The organism is Mesorhizobium sp. M1B.F.Ca.ET.045.04.1.1 (assembly GCF_003952465.1).
GTDB classification, from domain to species: domain Bacteria; phylum Pseudomonadota; class Alphaproteobacteria; order Rhizobiales; family Rhizobiaceae; genus Mesorhizobium; species Mesorhizobium shonense.
On the sequence record NZ_CP034448.1, the window covers coordinates 7,084,184 to 7,099,812 of the forward strand.

Genomic DNA, 15,629 nt, shown 5'->3' on the forward strand with positions numbered 1-15,629 from the left:
GCAATTGGCGAAACCGGCAACGACAGCGCCCTCTCCCCGTCACTATACGGGGAGAGGATGCCGGCAGGCAGGTGAGGGGCGGCGCCGGCACTCGGAAAATGAGAGGGTGACCTGAAGCGATTGCCCGGGGCAGAAGCCATGCATATCAAATCCAGTTGAGCGGTGGCTCAGGATTTTTCGCTTGATCGGCTACTGACATTTCGTCCATCTAGCGCCCGGCGGTCGGCTGACCTCCTACAGCGCCGCGCGTCCTTTCGGACGCGTAAAGGACGCTGTAGCACTTTGGTTTGGCCGCATGATCCTTTCCGAAAATCGAAGCCGATTTTCGGGGTCATGCGGCGGGAGGGCTTTCTCATGGCGCGCGACACAACCGATACCAGTCCCATCGAAGGCATCGACGAACTCGTCGGCTACCTGGCCGCGGGCAACAAGCCGCGCGACAAATGGCGGATCGGCACCGAGCACGAGAAATTCCCCTTCTATGTCGACGGCAACGCGCCGGTGCCCTATGGCGGCGAGCGCGGCATCCGCGCCATCCTCGAAGGCATGCAGGAAAAGCTCGGCTGGGATCCAATCATGGATGCCGGCCGCATCATCGGCCTGGTCGAGCCGACCGGCCAGGGCGCGATCTCGCTGGAACCGGGCGGGCAGTTCGAACTCTCCGGCGCCCCGCTGGAATCGATCCATCAGACCTGCCGCGAGGGCAACGCGCATCTGGCGCAGGTGCGCGAGATCGCCGAGCCGCTGGGCATCCGCTTCCTCGGCCTCGGCGGCAGCCCGAAATGGTCGCTCGCCGAAACGCCGAAAATGCCGAAGTCGCGCTACGAGATCATGACCCGCTACATGCCGAAGGTCGGATCGAAGGGCCTCGACATGATGTACCGCACCTGCACGATCCAGGTTAACCTCGACTTCGAGAGCGAGACCGACATGCGCCGCAAGATGCAGGTGTCGCTGAAGCTGCAGCCGCTGTCGACGGCGCTGTTCGCCAATTCGCCTTTCACCGAGAGCCATCCGAATGGGCTGCAGAGCTGGCGCGGCGACATCTGGCGCGACACCGACAACCAGCGCTCGGGCATGCTGGAGTTCTGCTTCGCGCCGGATTTCGGCTTTGCCGACTATGTCGAATGGGCGCTCGACGTGCCGATGTATTTCGTCATCCGCGACGGGCAGTATCACGACATGACGCGCTATACGTTCCGCCAATTCATGGCGGGGGCCGCGCGCGCGCAAGTGCCTGATGGGCTGCCGACAATGGGCGACTGGGCAAACCATCTGTCGACCCTCTTCCCGGATGTGCGGCTGAAGCGCTTCCTCGAAATGCGCGGCGCCGATGGCGGGCCGTGGCGGCGCATCTGCGCCCTGCCGGCTTTCTGGGTCGGTTTGCTCTATGACGAGCAAGCGCTGGATGCGGCCGAGACGCTGACATCGAGTTGGACCTACGAGGAAGCACTGGCGATGCGCAACGCGGTGCCGGAGCACGGCATTTCGGCGCCGTTCCGCAACGCCACCTTGCGCGAGGTTGCCCGCGACGTGCTCGCCATTGCGCGGATGGGGCTGAAGAACCGCTGCAAGAAGAACCGCGACGGCTATGACGAGACCTCGTTCCTCAACACGCTCGACGAAGTCGTGGCGCGCGGCACCACCAGCGCCGAGGAGATGCTGTCGGCCTACCACACGCGCTGGGGCGGCTCGATCGAGCCGGTGTTCATGGAATATGCCTATTAACCGTCCGGCATCCGCTTGACGGTGGCGCGGCAAAAGCTGCTTCAATCAGGAATGGAAACGAACTAGGTTTCTCCGACTAGGATATTCCCGGAGGAGAATCCGATGCCTTCCCTGTTCGATATCTTTGCACAAGCCCAGAACGGCAGCGGCATGCAGGCGCTGGCCCAGCAATTCGGCCTCTCGCAACAGCAGGCGCAGGCCGCGGTGCAGGCACTGCTGCCCGCCTTCTCGCAAGGGCTCCAGCGCAACACCGCCGATCCTTACGGGATGGGCGCCTTCATGACAGCGATGGCGAGCGGCCAGCACGCCAAATATTTCGAGGACGCGACCCGGGCCTTCTCGCCGCAAGGCGTCGATGAAGGCAACGGCATTTTGGGCCATCTGTTCGGCTCGAAGGACCTGTCGCGCGCCGTCGCTGCCCAGGCCGCACAGGCGACCGGGCTCAGCCAGCAGGTGCTGCAGCAGATGCTGCCCGCCATGGCATCGATGATGATGGGCGGGCTGTTCAAACAGACCAACAACCAGATGCAAGCCGCCGGCGGCTTCGGCGGCGGCGGCAATCCGCTCGGCGAGATCATCGAGGAGATGATGCGCCAGGCGGGAGGCGGCGTGCAGGCGCCGCAGCCGCGTCAGGCGCCGCAACAGGCGCCCAATCCTTATGGCGACAACCCGCTCGGCAAGGTCCTGCAGGACATGTTCGGCGGTGGCGCGCAGCAACCGCAAAGCCAGCCGCAGCAGGCGCCGAACCCTTACGGCGACAACCCGCTCGGCAAGGTGCTGCAGGACATGTTCGGCGGCGGCGCGCAGCAGCCGCAGGGCCGGCAGCAGCAAACGCAGCCGACGCAGACGCAAAACCCTTATGGCGACAGTCCGCTCGGCAAGATTTTTGAGGAGATGCTGCGCCAAGGCGGCGGACTGGGCTTGCCGGGCGGGCAGCCGGCGCCGCAACAGCCGCAGCAGCGCCAACCCCAACAGAGTCAGCCGCCGCAGCCGCAGACCAATCCGAGCGGCCGGCCGCGAAACCCGTTCGACGACATTTTCGGCAGGATGTTCGAGACCGGCGCGCAGCAGCGCGACGAGTATCAGAGGGGATGGAGAGCATCTTCGACCAGTTCAAGCGCGGCATGGATCGGCGGTAGGGACGCCCCAAAAGAAAAATGCCCGGTCCTGGAGGGGAACCGGGCAATGTGCAGGCAGGCCGGCGGGGAACCGGCTGGGAGTGTGGGAGCCTGCATGAAGCTTGGTCGCGCCGAGCCTTCAAAGGGTTCAAAGGCGACCGAAAATGCAGTCAGCGCAGCCGATCAGGCCACCTTGCGCGCGATATCCTCGACCGTGTCGGCGCGGTCGCTGGCGATGGCGCGCAGCTTCGCCGTCGGGTCGCGGCCGAAGGGCACCGCGACGGCGACGTGGAGGTCGGCGCGGGTGAGCCCGATATCGGCAAGCTCGGCATCCGACATCTCGCCGAGGCGATAGAAGGCGCGGCGATTTTCCAGGCGCGATAGGTATCGGCGACCGCATTGAGCACACGCGTCGCAACAGCCGGACGCGTGGTGATGCGCGGGGTCTGGGTGGCGAATTCGAACGTGGTCATGGCAGTCTCCTTCGGGGACAGAGCGGACGAAACCAATCAATCGGCGCCTTGGGAGGAGCGCCGTTCCGGTCTCGATACACATGCCTTCATGTGGATGTTGCCAATTTGCCATCGATCGATTGATTAATCCAACGAATGTTTCTAATCTTTAGCATCAACATCAATGATGGATTGAACCGATGAAAGCGCCGCTCGATCTCGATCAGTTGCAGACCTTCATCTCGATCGCCGACACCGGCAGGCGACAACCCGCTCGGCAAGGTCCTGCAGGACATGTTCGGCGGTGGCGCGCAGCAACCGCAAAGCCAGCCGCAGCAGGCGCCGAACCCTTACGGCGACAACCCGCTCGGCAAGTGCTGCAGGACATGTTCGGCGGCGGCGCGCAGCAGCCGCAGGGCCGGCAGCAGCAAACGCAGCCGACGCAGACGCAAAACCCTTATGGCGACAGTCCGCTCGGCAAGATTTTGAGGAGATGCTGCGCCAAGGCGGCGGACTGGGCTTGCCGGGCGGGCAGCCGGCGCGCAACAGCCGCAGCAGCGCCAACCCAACAGAGTCAGCCGCCGCAGCCGCAGACCATCCGAGCGGCCGGCCGCGAAACCCGTTCGACGACATTTTCGGCAGGATGTTCGAGACCGGCGCGCAGCAGCGCGACGAGTATCAGAGGGGATGGAGAGCATCTTCGACCAGTTCAAGCGCGGCATGGATCGGCGGTAGGGACGCCCAAAAGAAAAATGCCCGGTCCTGGAGGGGAACCGGGCAATGTGCAGGCAGGCCGGCGGGGAACCGGCTGGGAGTGTGGGAGCCTGCATGAAGCTTGGTCGCGCCGAGCCTTCAAAGGGTTCAAAGGCGACCGAAAATGCAGTCAGCGCAGCCGATCAGGCCACCTTGCGCGCGATATCCTCGACCGTGTCGGCGCGGTCGCTGGCGATGGCGCGCAGCTTCGCCGTCGGGTCGCGGCCGAAGGGCACCGCGACGGCGACGTGGAGGTCGGCGCGGGTGAGCCCGATATCGGCAAGCTCGGCATCCGACATCTCGCCGAGGCGATAGAAGGCGCGGCGATTTTTCCAGGCGCGATAGGTATCGGCGACCGCATTGAGCACACGCGTCGCAACAGCCGGACGCGTGGTGATGCGCGGGGTCTGGGTGGCGAATTCGAACGTGGTCATGGCAGTCTCCTTCGGGGACAGAGCGGACGAAACCAATCAATCGGCGCCTTGGGAGGAGCGCCGTTCCGGTCTCGATACACATGCCTTCATGTGGATGTTGCCAATTTGCCATCGATCGATTGATTAATCCAACGAATGTTTCTAATCTTTAGCATCAACATCAATGATGGATTGAACCGATGAAAGCGCCGCTCGATCTCGATCAGTTGCAGACCTTCATCTCGATCGCCGACACCGGCAGCTTCACCCGCGCTGCCGAAGAGGTGCACCGAACGCAGTCGGCGGTGTCGATGCAGATGCGCCGGCTGGAGGAGCGGATCGGCAAGCCGCTGTTCGAAAAGGACGGCCGCACCAACAAGCTGACCGAGGAAGGCGACAGGCTGCTTTCCTATGCGAGGCGGCTGATCTACCTCAACCGAGAGACTTTAGCCGCCTTCGACGACCAGCGGCTCGAAGGCACGATCCGCATCGGCACGCCGGACGACTACGCCGACCGCTTCCTGCCCGAGATCATGGCGCGCTTCTCGCGCTCCAACCCGCGCGTCGAGCTCACCGTCATCTGCGAGCCGACGCCGGGACTGGTCGAGCACATCAAGCGCGGCAATCTCGATCTCGCGCTGGTGACGCACAACGACACGCGCGGCCAGTCGGAAGTGGTGCGGCGCGAGCCGCTTTTGTGGGTCACCTCGGCCAACCATGCCACGCATGAGCAGGAGATCCTGCCGATGGCGTTCGGCCGGCCGAACTGCGTCTGGCGGCGCGCCGCGGTCGACGTGCTCGACCGGCAGAGCCGCGAGTACCGCGTGCTCTTCTCCAGCTTCTCGGCGACCGTTATCACCGCCGCCGTGCTTTCCGGCCTCGCCATCTCGGTGCTGCCGGAATGCGCGCTCAGGCCCGGCATGCGCGTGCTGGGCGAGGCCGACGGATTCGACGCGCTGCCGGACTGCCGCATCGGCATCATGCGCGGCCAGACTTCGCAGCCGGAGATCGTCGATGCGCTCGCCCGCCATATCGCGGAAAGCCTCGACAACATCTCGGTGCCGGTCGGCGAGGAAACGGGAAGCTTCGACTTCGCGGCACTCGCCTTCGCCAAGATGAAACGGACCAAGGCAAACCAGATCCTGCCTGGCTGGTAGGCCGTCCGCCCCGAGACGTCGGACGAAGACAGGCCCGGGCAGCGCCAGGAAGGATTGTTCCCTACCTTGACGCGGCCCGATAAGCGTTCCCCAATCACGTTATGAGCGAAGCAGCAACCGAATCACGCAGCAACGCCACCGAATATACGGTGAGCGAGATTTCCGGCGCGCTGAAGCGCACGGTCGAGGACGCCTTCGGCAATGTGCGGGTGCGCGGCGAGATTTCCGGCTATCGCGGTCCGCATTCTTCCGGTCACGCCTATTTCGCGCTGAAGGACGACCGCGCGCGGATAGACGCCGTGGTGTGGAAGACCACGATGTCCAGGCTGAAATTCCGCCCCGAGGAAGGGATGGAGGTGATCGCCAGCGGCAGGCTGACCACCTATCCCGGCAAATCCAACTACCAGATCGTCATCGACAATCTCGAGCCGGCGGGTGCCGGCGCACTGATGGCGCTGCTGGAAGAGCGCAAGCGGCGGCTGCAGGCCGAGGGCCTGTTCGATACCGGGCGCAAGCGGCGGCTGCCGTTCATGCCGCGCGTCATCGGTGTCGTCACCTCGCCGACGGGCTCGGTGATCCGCGACATCATCCACCGCATCAAGGATCGGTTTCCGCTTCACGTGCTGGTCTGGCCGGTGAGGGTCCAGGGCGAGACAACCGCCAAGGAGGTGACAGCCGCCGTCAACGGCTTCAACGCGCTCACCTGGGACGGCGCCGCGCGGCAACCCGATCTCCTGATCGTGGCACGCGGCGGCGGCAGCCTGGAGGACCTTTGGGGATTCAACGACGAAGGGCTGGCGCGCGCCGTCGCTGACTCGCACATCCCGATAATTTCGGCCGTCGGCCACGAGACCGACTGGACGCTCATCGACTTCGTCGCCGACATGCGCGCGCCGACGCCCACGGGCGCCGCCGAAATCGCTGTGCCCGTCAAGGCCGATCTCGAGGCCACGCTTGCAAGCCTCGGCGCGCGGCTCAACGCCTGCGCCTCGCGCAATCTCGAACGTAAGCGCCAGGCCGTGCGCGCCGCGGCGCGCGCGCTCCCCTCGCCCGACCAATTGCTCGCGCTGCCGCGCCGCCGTTTCGACGAGGCGACCAGCCGGCTGGGCCGTGGGCTGACGGTGAGCATCGAGCGCAAGCGCGCACGGCTGGATCGGCAGCGGCTGACGCCGGCGACCTTGTCGCGCCGGCTCAACGAGACGCGCACGCTGACCGGCCGCGACATCGCCCGCGCACGCGCCGCCTTCTTCGCCATCGTGCGCCAAGGCCGGGCGCGCTTCCAGCGCAACGCGGCAAGGCTGTCGCCGGCGCCGATCGTCAGGCGGCAGAAGCTGCTGGCCGACACGCTGGCCGGGCTGACCCGCCGTCAGGAGCAGGCGATGGAGCGGCGGCTGGACCGGCTGCGTGCGGCGCTGACCCAAGCCGACCGGCTGCTCGCCACGCTGTCGCACAAGGCCGTGTTGGCGCGCGGCTTCGCGCTGGTCAAGGATGCCGATGGCGCCGTCATCAAGCGGGTCGCCGAATTGGCGCCGGGGGCGGTGCTGCAACTGGAATTCGCCGACGGCAATGCAGAGGCCATCGCCACCAGCGGCGGGGCGCGGCCGAAGCTGGCCGCCAAGCCCTCGACCAAGCCCAAGGAGCCGGGCAATCAAGGCTCGTTGTTCTGAGCATGAGCAGCCACCACCCGCATCTTCGCACGCCTTCCGGCAAGCCGCGCCTGCGCTCGTTCGAGATAGCGCTGGACGGCACGCCCGGCCGCTTCAACGCCATCACCGACGTGCCGGGGGTCGCGGTCGGCTACACGACGCTGATTGCCGGCGACGGGCCGCTCCAGGTCGGCAAGGGACCGGTGCGCACCGGCGTGACCGCGATCCTGCCGAGGCCGCCTGGCGAGCTCGCCACGCGGGTGTTCGCCGGCGTGTTCAGCCAGAACGGCAATGGCGAACTCACCGGCACGCATATCATCGAGGAGACCGGCGCCTTCAACCTGCCGATCACCATCACCAACACCCATTCCTGCGGTGTCACGCGCGACGGCACGCTGCACTGGATGAGCCGGGTGCTGCCGGCAGCGCTCGACAGCGCCTGGGGCCTGCCGGTGTCGGCGGAGACCTATGACGGCTTCCTCAACGACATCAACGGCCACCATGTCGGCTTCGATCATGTCGCCTCAGCGCTCGACGGCGCAACTAGCGGCGCCATCGAGGAAGGCAGCGTCGGCGGCGGCACCGGCATGATCTCGTTCGGCTTCAAGGCAGGGTCAGGCACCGCCTCGCGGATCGTCGAGTGGCAAGACAGAGGCTACACGCTCGGCGTTTTCGTGCAGGCCAATTTCGGCAGGCGGCATAATTTCACCATTCGCGGCCGGCGCGTCGGACCGGAACTCACCGAGCCGGCGATCCGCGAACGCACGCCCCGCGCCGAAAAGGGTTCGATCATAGCCATCGTCGCCACCGACGCGCCGTTCCTGCCGCACCAGATGAAACGGCTGGCGAGGCGCGTGCCGCTCGGCATCGCCATGACCGGCGGCTATGGCTATCACAGCTCGGGCGACATTTTTCTCGCCTTCTCGACCGCCAATCCCGAGGCAGCGCTGGCGGCTTCAGGCCGCATAGCCCGCGCGGATTTCATCCCGGACGTCGATATCGATCCGTTCTTCGACGCGGTGGTGCAAGGGGTGGAGGAAGCGATCCTCAACGCGCTCACCGCCAATGAGGACATGACGGGGCGCGACGGCAATTTCGTGCCGGCGCTGCCAACGGGATGGCTGAAGAACAAGTCCGGCTAAAGCGCGTCGCGATCTTTCAGATTCGCTCCTTGCGCTTTAGTTTCTGATTTTACGCATGTCTTTGTCCCGAAACCGGTTCCCACTTTCGGGAGACATGCTTTAAGCTAGACGCTCGGCTCGTTTGCAGGAGAATGCCGGGTTTTCCGGCGGGCGGGTATCTTACTCGGACGGCTTGTCCGGCTGCGTTTCGTGCTCGTTCTCCTCGGCGACTTCCTCGAGACGCGATGCGATCAGTTCCTTGATGTCACCGACCTCTTCCTGGATGTCTTCCAGAAGGATGCCTTCCTCGGCTGCCTTGGCGCAGCACTCCTCAGCGAGGGTTTCGGCCTGCTTCTCGATCCTGGCCGGCGAATGCGGGCACTGGACTTTCTCGCCAATCCATCCGCGCAAGAATTCGATCGCATGTTCACTCATACTGCTTCTTCCCTAGCGGCAATGCCGGTTGGTAGTCATGAACGCCCCCAACGGATGCACGCCCCATTGGAACCCGAGTCGGCCTCGACCGGCAAGACTTCTTGCCCGAGGTCCACGCAGCGGGAGGAATTGGAGGGTTCAGGGAACACGTTCTGATTGGTGAGGGTGATGATGCTTGGCCAGGACCGTCAAAGATCCGCACTATTGTTTCTGTTTGCTTTTTCCCGGTTTTTCGAACCGATTTCCGTCACAACACGCAACGCATTTACGGCGATCTCGCAGGCGCACCCAGGGCGAGAAGCCGAAAGCCGCCGCTATATAGTGATATCCTCACGCAATGTCGACTCCGGACGCCGTCCTGCTTCTTTCCGTCGCGTCAGGTGAGGCAGGCAACCATCGGATCGGAAGCCTATAGTCGCCTTCAACAGGCACAGTGCGATGCCTTCATTGGCCCTTGAACGCTCAAGTCGGGCACGCGTAACATCACATCGCTCAGACTGAGTCTGTTTCATTCGTCCGGGCTAATGTCCGGATCGGTTTGGATATTTTCCTTTGCATACGGATGCAAAAAGCAGCGCGCCGGAGCGCGGCAAGTCCTTTGCCCATGTGGCGGAAGCCTCCTGGGGCAAGGGGCTCAGCACCCTGCTGCGCATCATGCGCATGACGCTGCGCCATCCCTGGCAAGTCGCGATCACCATCGTCTCGACCTTCATTGCCGCGACGCTGCAGCTTCTCATTCCACGCCTGCTGGGGCGCGCCATCGATCAGGCGCAAGGCGTGATGGCCGTGGGCGCCGGCACCGCCGCGCAACAGGCGCTTTGGAACACGGCGCTCACACTGCTGGTCGTCAGCGTGCTGCGCGGCCTCTTCACCATGGCGCAGAACTACTATGGCGAGGCCGTCGGCCATCGGACCGGCTATGAGCTGCGCCTGGCGTTCTATGAGAAGATCCAGCGGCTGAGCTTTGCCTTCCACGACCGGGTCCATACCGGCGATCTGATTACGCTCGGGCTGCTCGATCTCGACGGCGTGCGCATGTTCTTTTCCACCGGCGTCCTGCGCGTGTTCCTGCTCGGCGTGCTGATCGGCGTCGGCGCCTATCTGCTGATCAGCACCGATCTCGTGCTCGGGCTGCTCAGCCTGAGCTTTGTGCCGTTCGTCGCCTGGCGATCCTCCGTCACCCAGTTGCGGCTGCGCAGCACCTGGCTGACGCTGCAGGAGCGCCTGTCGGTGCTGAGCCGGGTGATGGACGAGAATCTCGGCGGCATCCGTGTCGTGCGCGCCTTTGCTGCGCAGCGCCATGAGCTTAAGAAATTCGACCGCGCCAAGCAGGACGCGCTGGACCTCGCCAGCCAGCGCGTCGATATCCGCGTCAGCAACACCAGCGCCATGAACTTCTCGTTCCTGGCGGCCATGGGCCTTGTGCTCTGGTTCGGCGGCCAGAAGGTGATGTCGGGTCAAATCAGCGTCGGCACGCTGGCTCAGTTCCTCACCTTCATGACCATCCTGCAGATGCCGGTGCGCCAGCTTGGCCTGATGGTCAACTCGTTCGCACGCGCCTCGACCTGCGGCACGCGGCTGTTCGAGCTGCTCGACACCGAGCTCGACATCAAGGACGTGCCGGGCGCCAGCGACCTGGTCGTCACCGAAGGCGTGCTGCGCTTCGACGATGTCGGCTTCTGTTATGCAGGTTCAACTGGGCGGCCGACATTGTCCGGCATTTCCTTGGAGGCGAGGCCCGGCCAGACCATCGGCATCGTCGGCCCGCCCGGCAGCGGCAAGTCGACCATCGCGCATTTGATCCCACGCTTCTACGACGTGACCTCGGGCGCTATCACCATCGACGGCCAGGACATCCGCGCGGTCACGCTGCGGTCGCTGCGCAAGGCGGTGGGCGTCGTGCAGCAGGACGCCTTCCTGTTCACGACCTCGATCGAGAACAACATCGCCTACGGCAATCCCTGGGCACGCGAAACCCGTATCGGCCAAGCCGCCGAGTATGCCCAGTTGCACAACTACATCATCGGGCTGCCGGCCGGCTACACCACGATCGTCGGCGAACGCGGCGCCTCGCTTTCCGGCGGCCAGCGGCAGCGTCTGACCATCGCCCGCAGCCTGATGCTGCGGCCTTCGGTGCTGGTGTTCGACGATTCCACCGCGGCCATCGATGCCGGCACCGAACAGCGCATCCGGGCGGCGATGAAGCGCTTCGCCAAGGACCGCGTGACGCTGATCATCTCGCACCGGCTGGGCTCGCTGATGCATGCCGACGAGATCCTGTTCGTCGAGGGCGGCAGGATCGTCGAACGCGGCACGCATGAGGAATTGCTGGCCTTAGGCGGACGCTATCGCGCGCTCTACGACCTGCAGCTGCGACCCGACGACGACCGGCCCGCAGCACTGGGAGCCGCGTGATGTCGGACCCGCGCGACGACGAGAAGGAAGACACCAGCGGGCGTCCGGCGAAGGCGGTCGTCGGCTCGCACCGCGACGAGGAGGAGGTTTTCGGCAAGGCCTACGATCCGCGCATCGTGCGGCGCATCTGGAGCTTCGTGAGGCCGTATCAGACCCGGATTTTCATCTCGGTCGCCGCGGTGCTGGTGTTCACGCTGACGCAATTGGCGATCCCTCTGGTCATCCGCTACGCCATCGACCACGGCATGGCGCCGGGCAGGCTCGACCGTTCGGTCATGGCCTGGGCGACCGCCGCTTTCTCGGCGGTCATCCTTATGAATTATGCGGCGAGCTATGTGCAGGAAAGCGTCGTCGGCAAGGTGGCCGAGAATGTGCTCTCCGACCTGCGCCGCGCCATGTTCGGCCATCTGCAGCGGGTCTCGCTGAGCTTCATGGACAAGACCGAGGTCGGCCGGCTGATGTCGCGCCTGCAGGGCGACGTCAATTCGATGCAGGAGTTCCTCGAAACGTCCGTCATGTCTGTGGGCGACATCGTGCTCTTGTTCGGCATCGTCAGCGTGCTCTTGTGGCTCGATTTCCGGCTCGGGCTGCTGACGCTTTCGACCATGCCGATGCTGTTCATCGTGCGTCTGTTCTGGCTGCCGCGCGCCAAGGTCGCCTTCATGGCCGCGCACGAAACCAACTCGATCGCCAACGGCGCGCTGGCCGAAGGCATTCACGGCGTGCGCACCGTGCAAAGCCTCGAGCGCCAGCACGTCAATTTCGACCTCTATGACGAGAAGGTGCTGGCCAATCTCAATGCCCATCTGAGGTCGGCCAGATATGCGCAGGTGATGGTGCCGATCGTCGATACGCTGACCGGCATGGCCATGGCGACGGTCATCGTCGTCGGCGGTTCGATGGTGCTGTCGCACGGCCTCGACATCGGCGTCATGGTGGCGTTCCTGTTCTACATCCAGCGCTTCTTCGACCCCATCCGCTCGCTGACCATGCAGTACAGCGTCATGCAGCGCGCCATGGCCTCGGGACAGCGCATCTCCGAAGTGCTCGACGTGCCGGTGGACGTCAGCGACAGGCAAGGCGCGGTGGCGCTGTCGCGCGACATGGACGGCTCGGTCGAGTTCAGGAACGTCACCTTCGGCTACCGGCGGAACCAGCCGGTGCTGAAGAACGTCAGCTTCCGCGTCAATCCGGGCGAGACCGTCGCACTTGTCGGTCCGACCGGCTCGGGCAAGTCGAGCTCCATGGCGCTGGCGCACCGCTTCTACGATGTGTGGTCGGGTCAGGTGCTGGTCGGCGGGCACGACGTGCGCGACCTGACGCAGGATTCGCTCGGCGAACAGATGGCGATGGTCCTGCAGGAGCCGTTTCTGTTTTCCGGAACGGTGCTGGAAAACATCCGCTACCACAAGACCAATGCTACCCGAGAGGAGGTGGTCCGCGCGGCAAAGGCCGTGGGCGCGCACGACTTCATCGAGCATCTGCCCGACGGCTACGACACCGAGCTCGAGCAGCGCGGCGGCAATCTCTCGCTCGGCCAGCGGCAGTTGATCAGCTTCGCGCGGGCTCTGGTGGCCGACGCCAAGATCCTTGTGCTCGATGAGGCCACTGCCAGCATCGATTCCTACACCGAGATGCTGATCCAAAAGGCGCTGGTAAAGCTGCTGGAAGGCCGGACCGGGCTCGTCATCGCCCACCGGCTGGCCACCATCCGTGGCGCCGACCGCATCATCGTGCTGCAGAACGGCGAGATCGTCGAAAGCGGCAACCACGATCAATTGATGGAACGAAAGGGCCTCTACGCCCGCCTCTACAACATGAACTACGCCTCGTTCGACGACATTTCGGAGGAGGAGATGGGAATGGACGCGGTGGCCGGCAAAGCGACGTGAGCGTCAAGGACGCCTATGGATGGTTTGGCGGCTCGCTATCAAGAGCCTGATCGCCAGGTCGATCCTTCGCACGGTCATGTCGCCCAAAAGTGTGCAGCGGTTTTGGGGAAAACGACATGCATCGAAACAAAGATTTAAAGCGCGTCGCGATCTTTCAGATTCGCTCCATGCGCTTTAGGTTTTGATTTCTCACTGCAACAGACTCTATCATCAGGTATAGTCCCTAAGTGATCGCCGACGGCGGAGGAAAGAGCAAATGTCCGTGGATGCGGCACCGAGAAAAGTGGACGCCGAATATGCGATTGAATACCTCCAGGAACATCCGGAGGCCGGGCTTTGCTGCGAGGATCAGCGCTGGTGGATTACGCTGAACGCCAACGAGACCGATCAGCGGGTCCTGTTTCTTGATGTGGTCGAGGCTGAGCGGCTCAAAGATGATCCTCGCCTTCGACTGTTGTCCGGGATCGCTCATGCGGGCCGGTCACTCTGGGTCGTTCGGAGAATGACTTGACTGTGTGCCATCCTCTAACACCCTGAGCGCCAGGCAGTGCGTAGACAACGAGGCCGCACGTGGACGCGCCGTCTCCATCCGTGAACCTGCCGCTTCGCCGAAGCCATTTGGCTGGTCTTCCCGATCGATCCGGCGATCCGTATCACAAGCCTTCGAAGCATCACCATGGCGCTGAACCAACGCCGCGTCCGTACCGCTCGGGCCGGTCACTCGCAGGTGTCTAATGTGAGGACTTTTCTAACCCGAGGCATGGCGTCGGGGGGTGCCGAAGGAAATAGCGGCTGGACCGTCTGAAGAGAAAGGCGATCGGTACGCACTCAGTGTACTCGTCGATGCTTCAGCGGTTCAGTGTCGGCGCACCTCATCATGTTTCCAGAAAATCCAGTCCGCGGTAACATGAGCCAGAGGGACATGCACCAACCTCAGAAAGGGAGGTCCGCCATGAAAGTCAAAGACGCAATGCACAAGGGTGTCGACTGGGTCAGCCCCGAAACCGCTGTCACCGAACTGGCGAAATTGATGCGAGCCGAGGATATCGGTTCGATTCCCATCGGAGAGAACGACCGGCTGATCGGAATGGTGACCGACCGCGACATTGTCTGCAAAGGACTGGCGGAGGATGGTTTCGACAGCCGCACCGCGACAGCGCGCGATGTCATGACGACCGGCATTCACTGCTGCCGCGAAGACGACGATCTGGCCAAGGCCATGCGGCACATGGAGGAACTGAAAATCCGCAGGTTGCCGGTGATCAACAAGAGCATGCGTATGGTCGGCATCCTCAGCGTCGGCGACGTCGGTCAGTCGGCGCCGAGGGAACTTGTATCCCAATACGTCAAGAGCGTCTCCGCCCATCACCACTGAAGGGCGGCTCGCCCGGCGGATAGTCGATATCCGTCGGGCTGCGCCCATGCTCTCGATTGAAGACCTCAACCGGCCACGGCGCGCCGGCAGAAATGTCCGGTACTCGTGGCCAAGCTGGACCGCCTCTCGCCCGGACGTAAAGCTAGGCGACTTTGAGTTCCTTGACCGCCTTCTCGAAGGCAGACTTGATCGGCTTGGATACGTCCACCACGGCTTTGGTCGCGACGGCCTGGAGTTCCTTGGCCTGCTCGACGGCCGTTTCAACCTGCTTGCGGACGAAGGCGGTCTGCAGTTCAACGAATTCGGAAGGCGACTTAACGGCAACCAGGGCTTCAAAGTGCGAGAAGGCGGCTTCAGTATTGGCGCGCAGAACGGCAATTGTCTTCAACGACAGATCGCTGCCAACGGCTTTGGCGGTTTCGAAACTCGACTCGAGAGCCTTCTGGGCTTCTTCAGAGCCCGCCTTGAATTTGGCAAGAACTTCTTTTGACTGTTCGACGCCCTTTTCAGCGGCAGCGCGGAACTCGGCCGCAGCCTTGGACGGATCGAAGGTCGGCAAGGCGGTGCCTTCAGTGGTGTCAGGGGTTTTTTCAGCGGTGGACATAGTTTCCATCCTTCAGTGGACACCCCCAAAAAAGCGCCTCGTTCATTTTATGAAACCGACACAACCCAATAGCAATATTTTTGTGCGCTGCACCATGAATTTCTTGCCCTCCGTAACCAAGCGCTGAAGGCAGGGCGGCGCCTACAAATCGCTGGCGGAAACGGAACCCAGCGCACTCGCATGCCTCTCATTCAGATTTTTTCCCCGATCCTTTAACCAATTCCAGAAATCGAAAACTGTCTTTTTTAAAAGTCAGGCTGCGGTCCCTCCAGGTCGGCCACTGAGGCTATCTCGTCGAAGGTGAGATCGAACGCGTTGCAAAACACGAACACGACGCGCTCCAGCGGGGAGAGGCGCACCAGCTCGAACGATAACGTCTTCGGCGCGGACAGGAGCGGTTCGTCGCGAACAACGGTGCTCTCCTGGCTAGTGCCGCCGCCCCGGGGATCGACACTCTCGCGCCGACCGACCGGGACGCAACACCGTAGAGCCCGCATCCCCTTCAATTGAAGCAGCCAAG

General features: G+C 63.6%; 12 protein-coding genes and 2 pseudogenes. 10 read left to right on the forward strand and 4 right to left on the reverse strand.

Translation table 11 applies throughout. From position 1 onward, the window contains the following. Positions 1 to 354 precede the first annotated feature (354 nt). Together EJ071_RS35035 and EJ071_RS35040 are read left to right on the forward strand one after the other, a co-directional pair. The gene (locus EJ071_RS35035) at positions 355 to 1,728 is read left to right on the forward strand and encodes a glutamate--cysteine ligase (protein WP_126101930.1); all 1,374 of its coding nucleotides are present in this window, start codon (positions 355 to 357) and stop codon (positions 1,726 to 1,728) included. Positions 1,729 to 1,830: 102 nt separating this feature from the next. Beyond that, positions 1,831 to 2,867 (forward strand): annotated as a pseudogene (locus EJ071_RS35040) (DUF937 domain-containing protein). Between the two features lie 162 nt (positions 2,868 to 3,029). On the opposite strand, the gene EJ071_RS40310 reads toward EJ071_RS35040, so the two are convergent. Continuing rightward, positions 3,030 to 3,431, reverse strand: coding sequence for a DUF1127 domain-containing protein (locus EJ071_RS40310; RefSeq protein ID WP_348628121.1), 402 nt, complete (start codon positions 3,429 to 3,431; stop codon positions 3,030 to 3,032). 131 nt (positions 3,432 to 3,562) lie between these two features. On the opposite strand from EJ071_RS40310, the pseudogene EJ071_RS39850 reads away from it, so the two are divergent. Beyond that, positions 3,563 to 4,033, forward strand: a pseudogene (locus tag EJ071_RS39850) (hypothetical protein); the annotation flags it as partial. A gap of 161 nt (positions 4,034 to 4,194) precedes the next feature. On the opposite strand, the gene EJ071_RS35055 reads toward EJ071_RS39850, so the two are convergent. Beyond that, on the reverse strand, positions 4,195 to 4,485 hold the full coding sequence (locus tag EJ071_RS35055; protein WP_126101931.1) for a DUF1127 domain-containing protein: 291 nt from the start codon (positions 4,483 to 4,485) through the stop codon (positions 4,195 to 4,197). Positions 4,486 to 4,664: 179 nt separating this feature from the next. Here EJ071_RS35055 and EJ071_RS35060 point away from each other — a divergent pair, with 179 nt between their 5' ends. From EJ071_RS35060 to EJ071_RS35070, 3 genes are all read left to right on the forward strand, one after another. After that, the gene (locus EJ071_RS35060) at positions 4,665 to 5,621 is read left to right on the forward strand and encodes a LysR substrate-binding domain-containing protein (protein WP_126101932.1); all 957 of its coding nucleotides are present in this window, start codon (positions 4,665 to 4,667) and stop codon (positions 5,619 to 5,621) included. A 101-nt stretch (positions 5,622 to 5,722) separates the two neighbouring features. Beyond that, complete coding sequence (xseA, locus tag EJ071_RS35065) at positions 5,723 to 7,288, forward strand: exodeoxyribonuclease VII large subunit (protein WP_126101933.1); 1,566 nt, start codon at positions 5,723 to 5,725, stop codon at positions 7,286 to 7,288. 2 nt (positions 7,289 to 7,290) lie between these two features. Continuing rightward, a complete protein-coding gene (locus tag EJ071_RS35070; RefSeq protein ID WP_126101934.1) occupies positions 7,291 to 8,409 on the forward strand; it encodes a P1 family peptidase in 1,119 nt (372 codons plus the stop codon). Positions 8,410 to 8,568: 159 nt separating this feature from the next. Here the strand turns inward: EJ071_RS35070 and EJ071_RS35075 are convergent, their stop codons facing one another. Beyond that, the gene (locus tag EJ071_RS35075; RefSeq protein ID WP_126101935.1) at positions 8,569 to 8,823 is read right to left on the reverse strand and encodes a DUF768 domain-containing protein; all 255 of its coding nucleotides are present in this window, start codon (positions 8,821 to 8,823) and stop codon (positions 8,569 to 8,571) included. A 552-nt stretch (positions 8,824 to 9,375) separates the two neighbouring features. Between EJ071_RS35075 and EJ071_RS35080 the strand changes: the two genes are divergently transcribed. The 4 genes from EJ071_RS35080 (at position 9,376) to EJ071_RS35095 (ending at position 14,505) form a co-directional block, all read left to right on the forward strand. After that, positions 9,376 to 11,238, forward strand: a complete 1,863-nt coding sequence (locus EJ071_RS35080; RefSeq protein WP_126101936.1) for an ABC transporter ATP-binding protein — start codon at positions 9,376 to 9,378, stop codon at positions 11,236 to 11,238. Further along, a complete protein-coding gene (locus EJ071_RS35085; RefSeq protein WP_126101937.1) occupies positions 11,238 to 13,130 on the forward strand; it encodes an ABC transporter ATP-binding protein in 1,893 nt (630 codons plus the stop codon). Before EJ071_RS35080 ends, EJ071_RS35085 begins: the two co-directional genes overlap by 1 nt. Positions 13,131 to 13,386: 256 nt before the next feature. Continuing rightward, positions 13,387 to 13,641, forward strand: a complete 255-nt coding sequence (locus EJ071_RS35090; protein ID WP_126101938.1) for a hypothetical protein — start codon at positions 13,387 to 13,389, stop codon at positions 13,639 to 13,641. Positions 13,642 to 14,082: 441 nt separating this feature from the next. After that, the gene (locus tag EJ071_RS35095; protein ID WP_126102849.1) at positions 14,083 to 14,505 is read left to right on the forward strand and encodes a CBS domain-containing protein; all 423 of its coding nucleotides are present in this window, start codon (positions 14,083 to 14,085) and stop codon (positions 14,503 to 14,505) included. A gap of 142 nt (positions 14,506 to 14,647) precedes the next feature. Here the strand turns inward: EJ071_RS35095 and EJ071_RS35100 are convergent, their stop codons facing one another. Further along, positions 14,648 to 15,118, reverse strand: coding sequence for a phasin (locus EJ071_RS35100; protein WP_126101939.1), 471 nt, complete (start codon positions 15,116 to 15,118; stop codon positions 14,648 to 14,650). Positions 15,119 to 15,629: the final 511 nt, after the last annotated feature.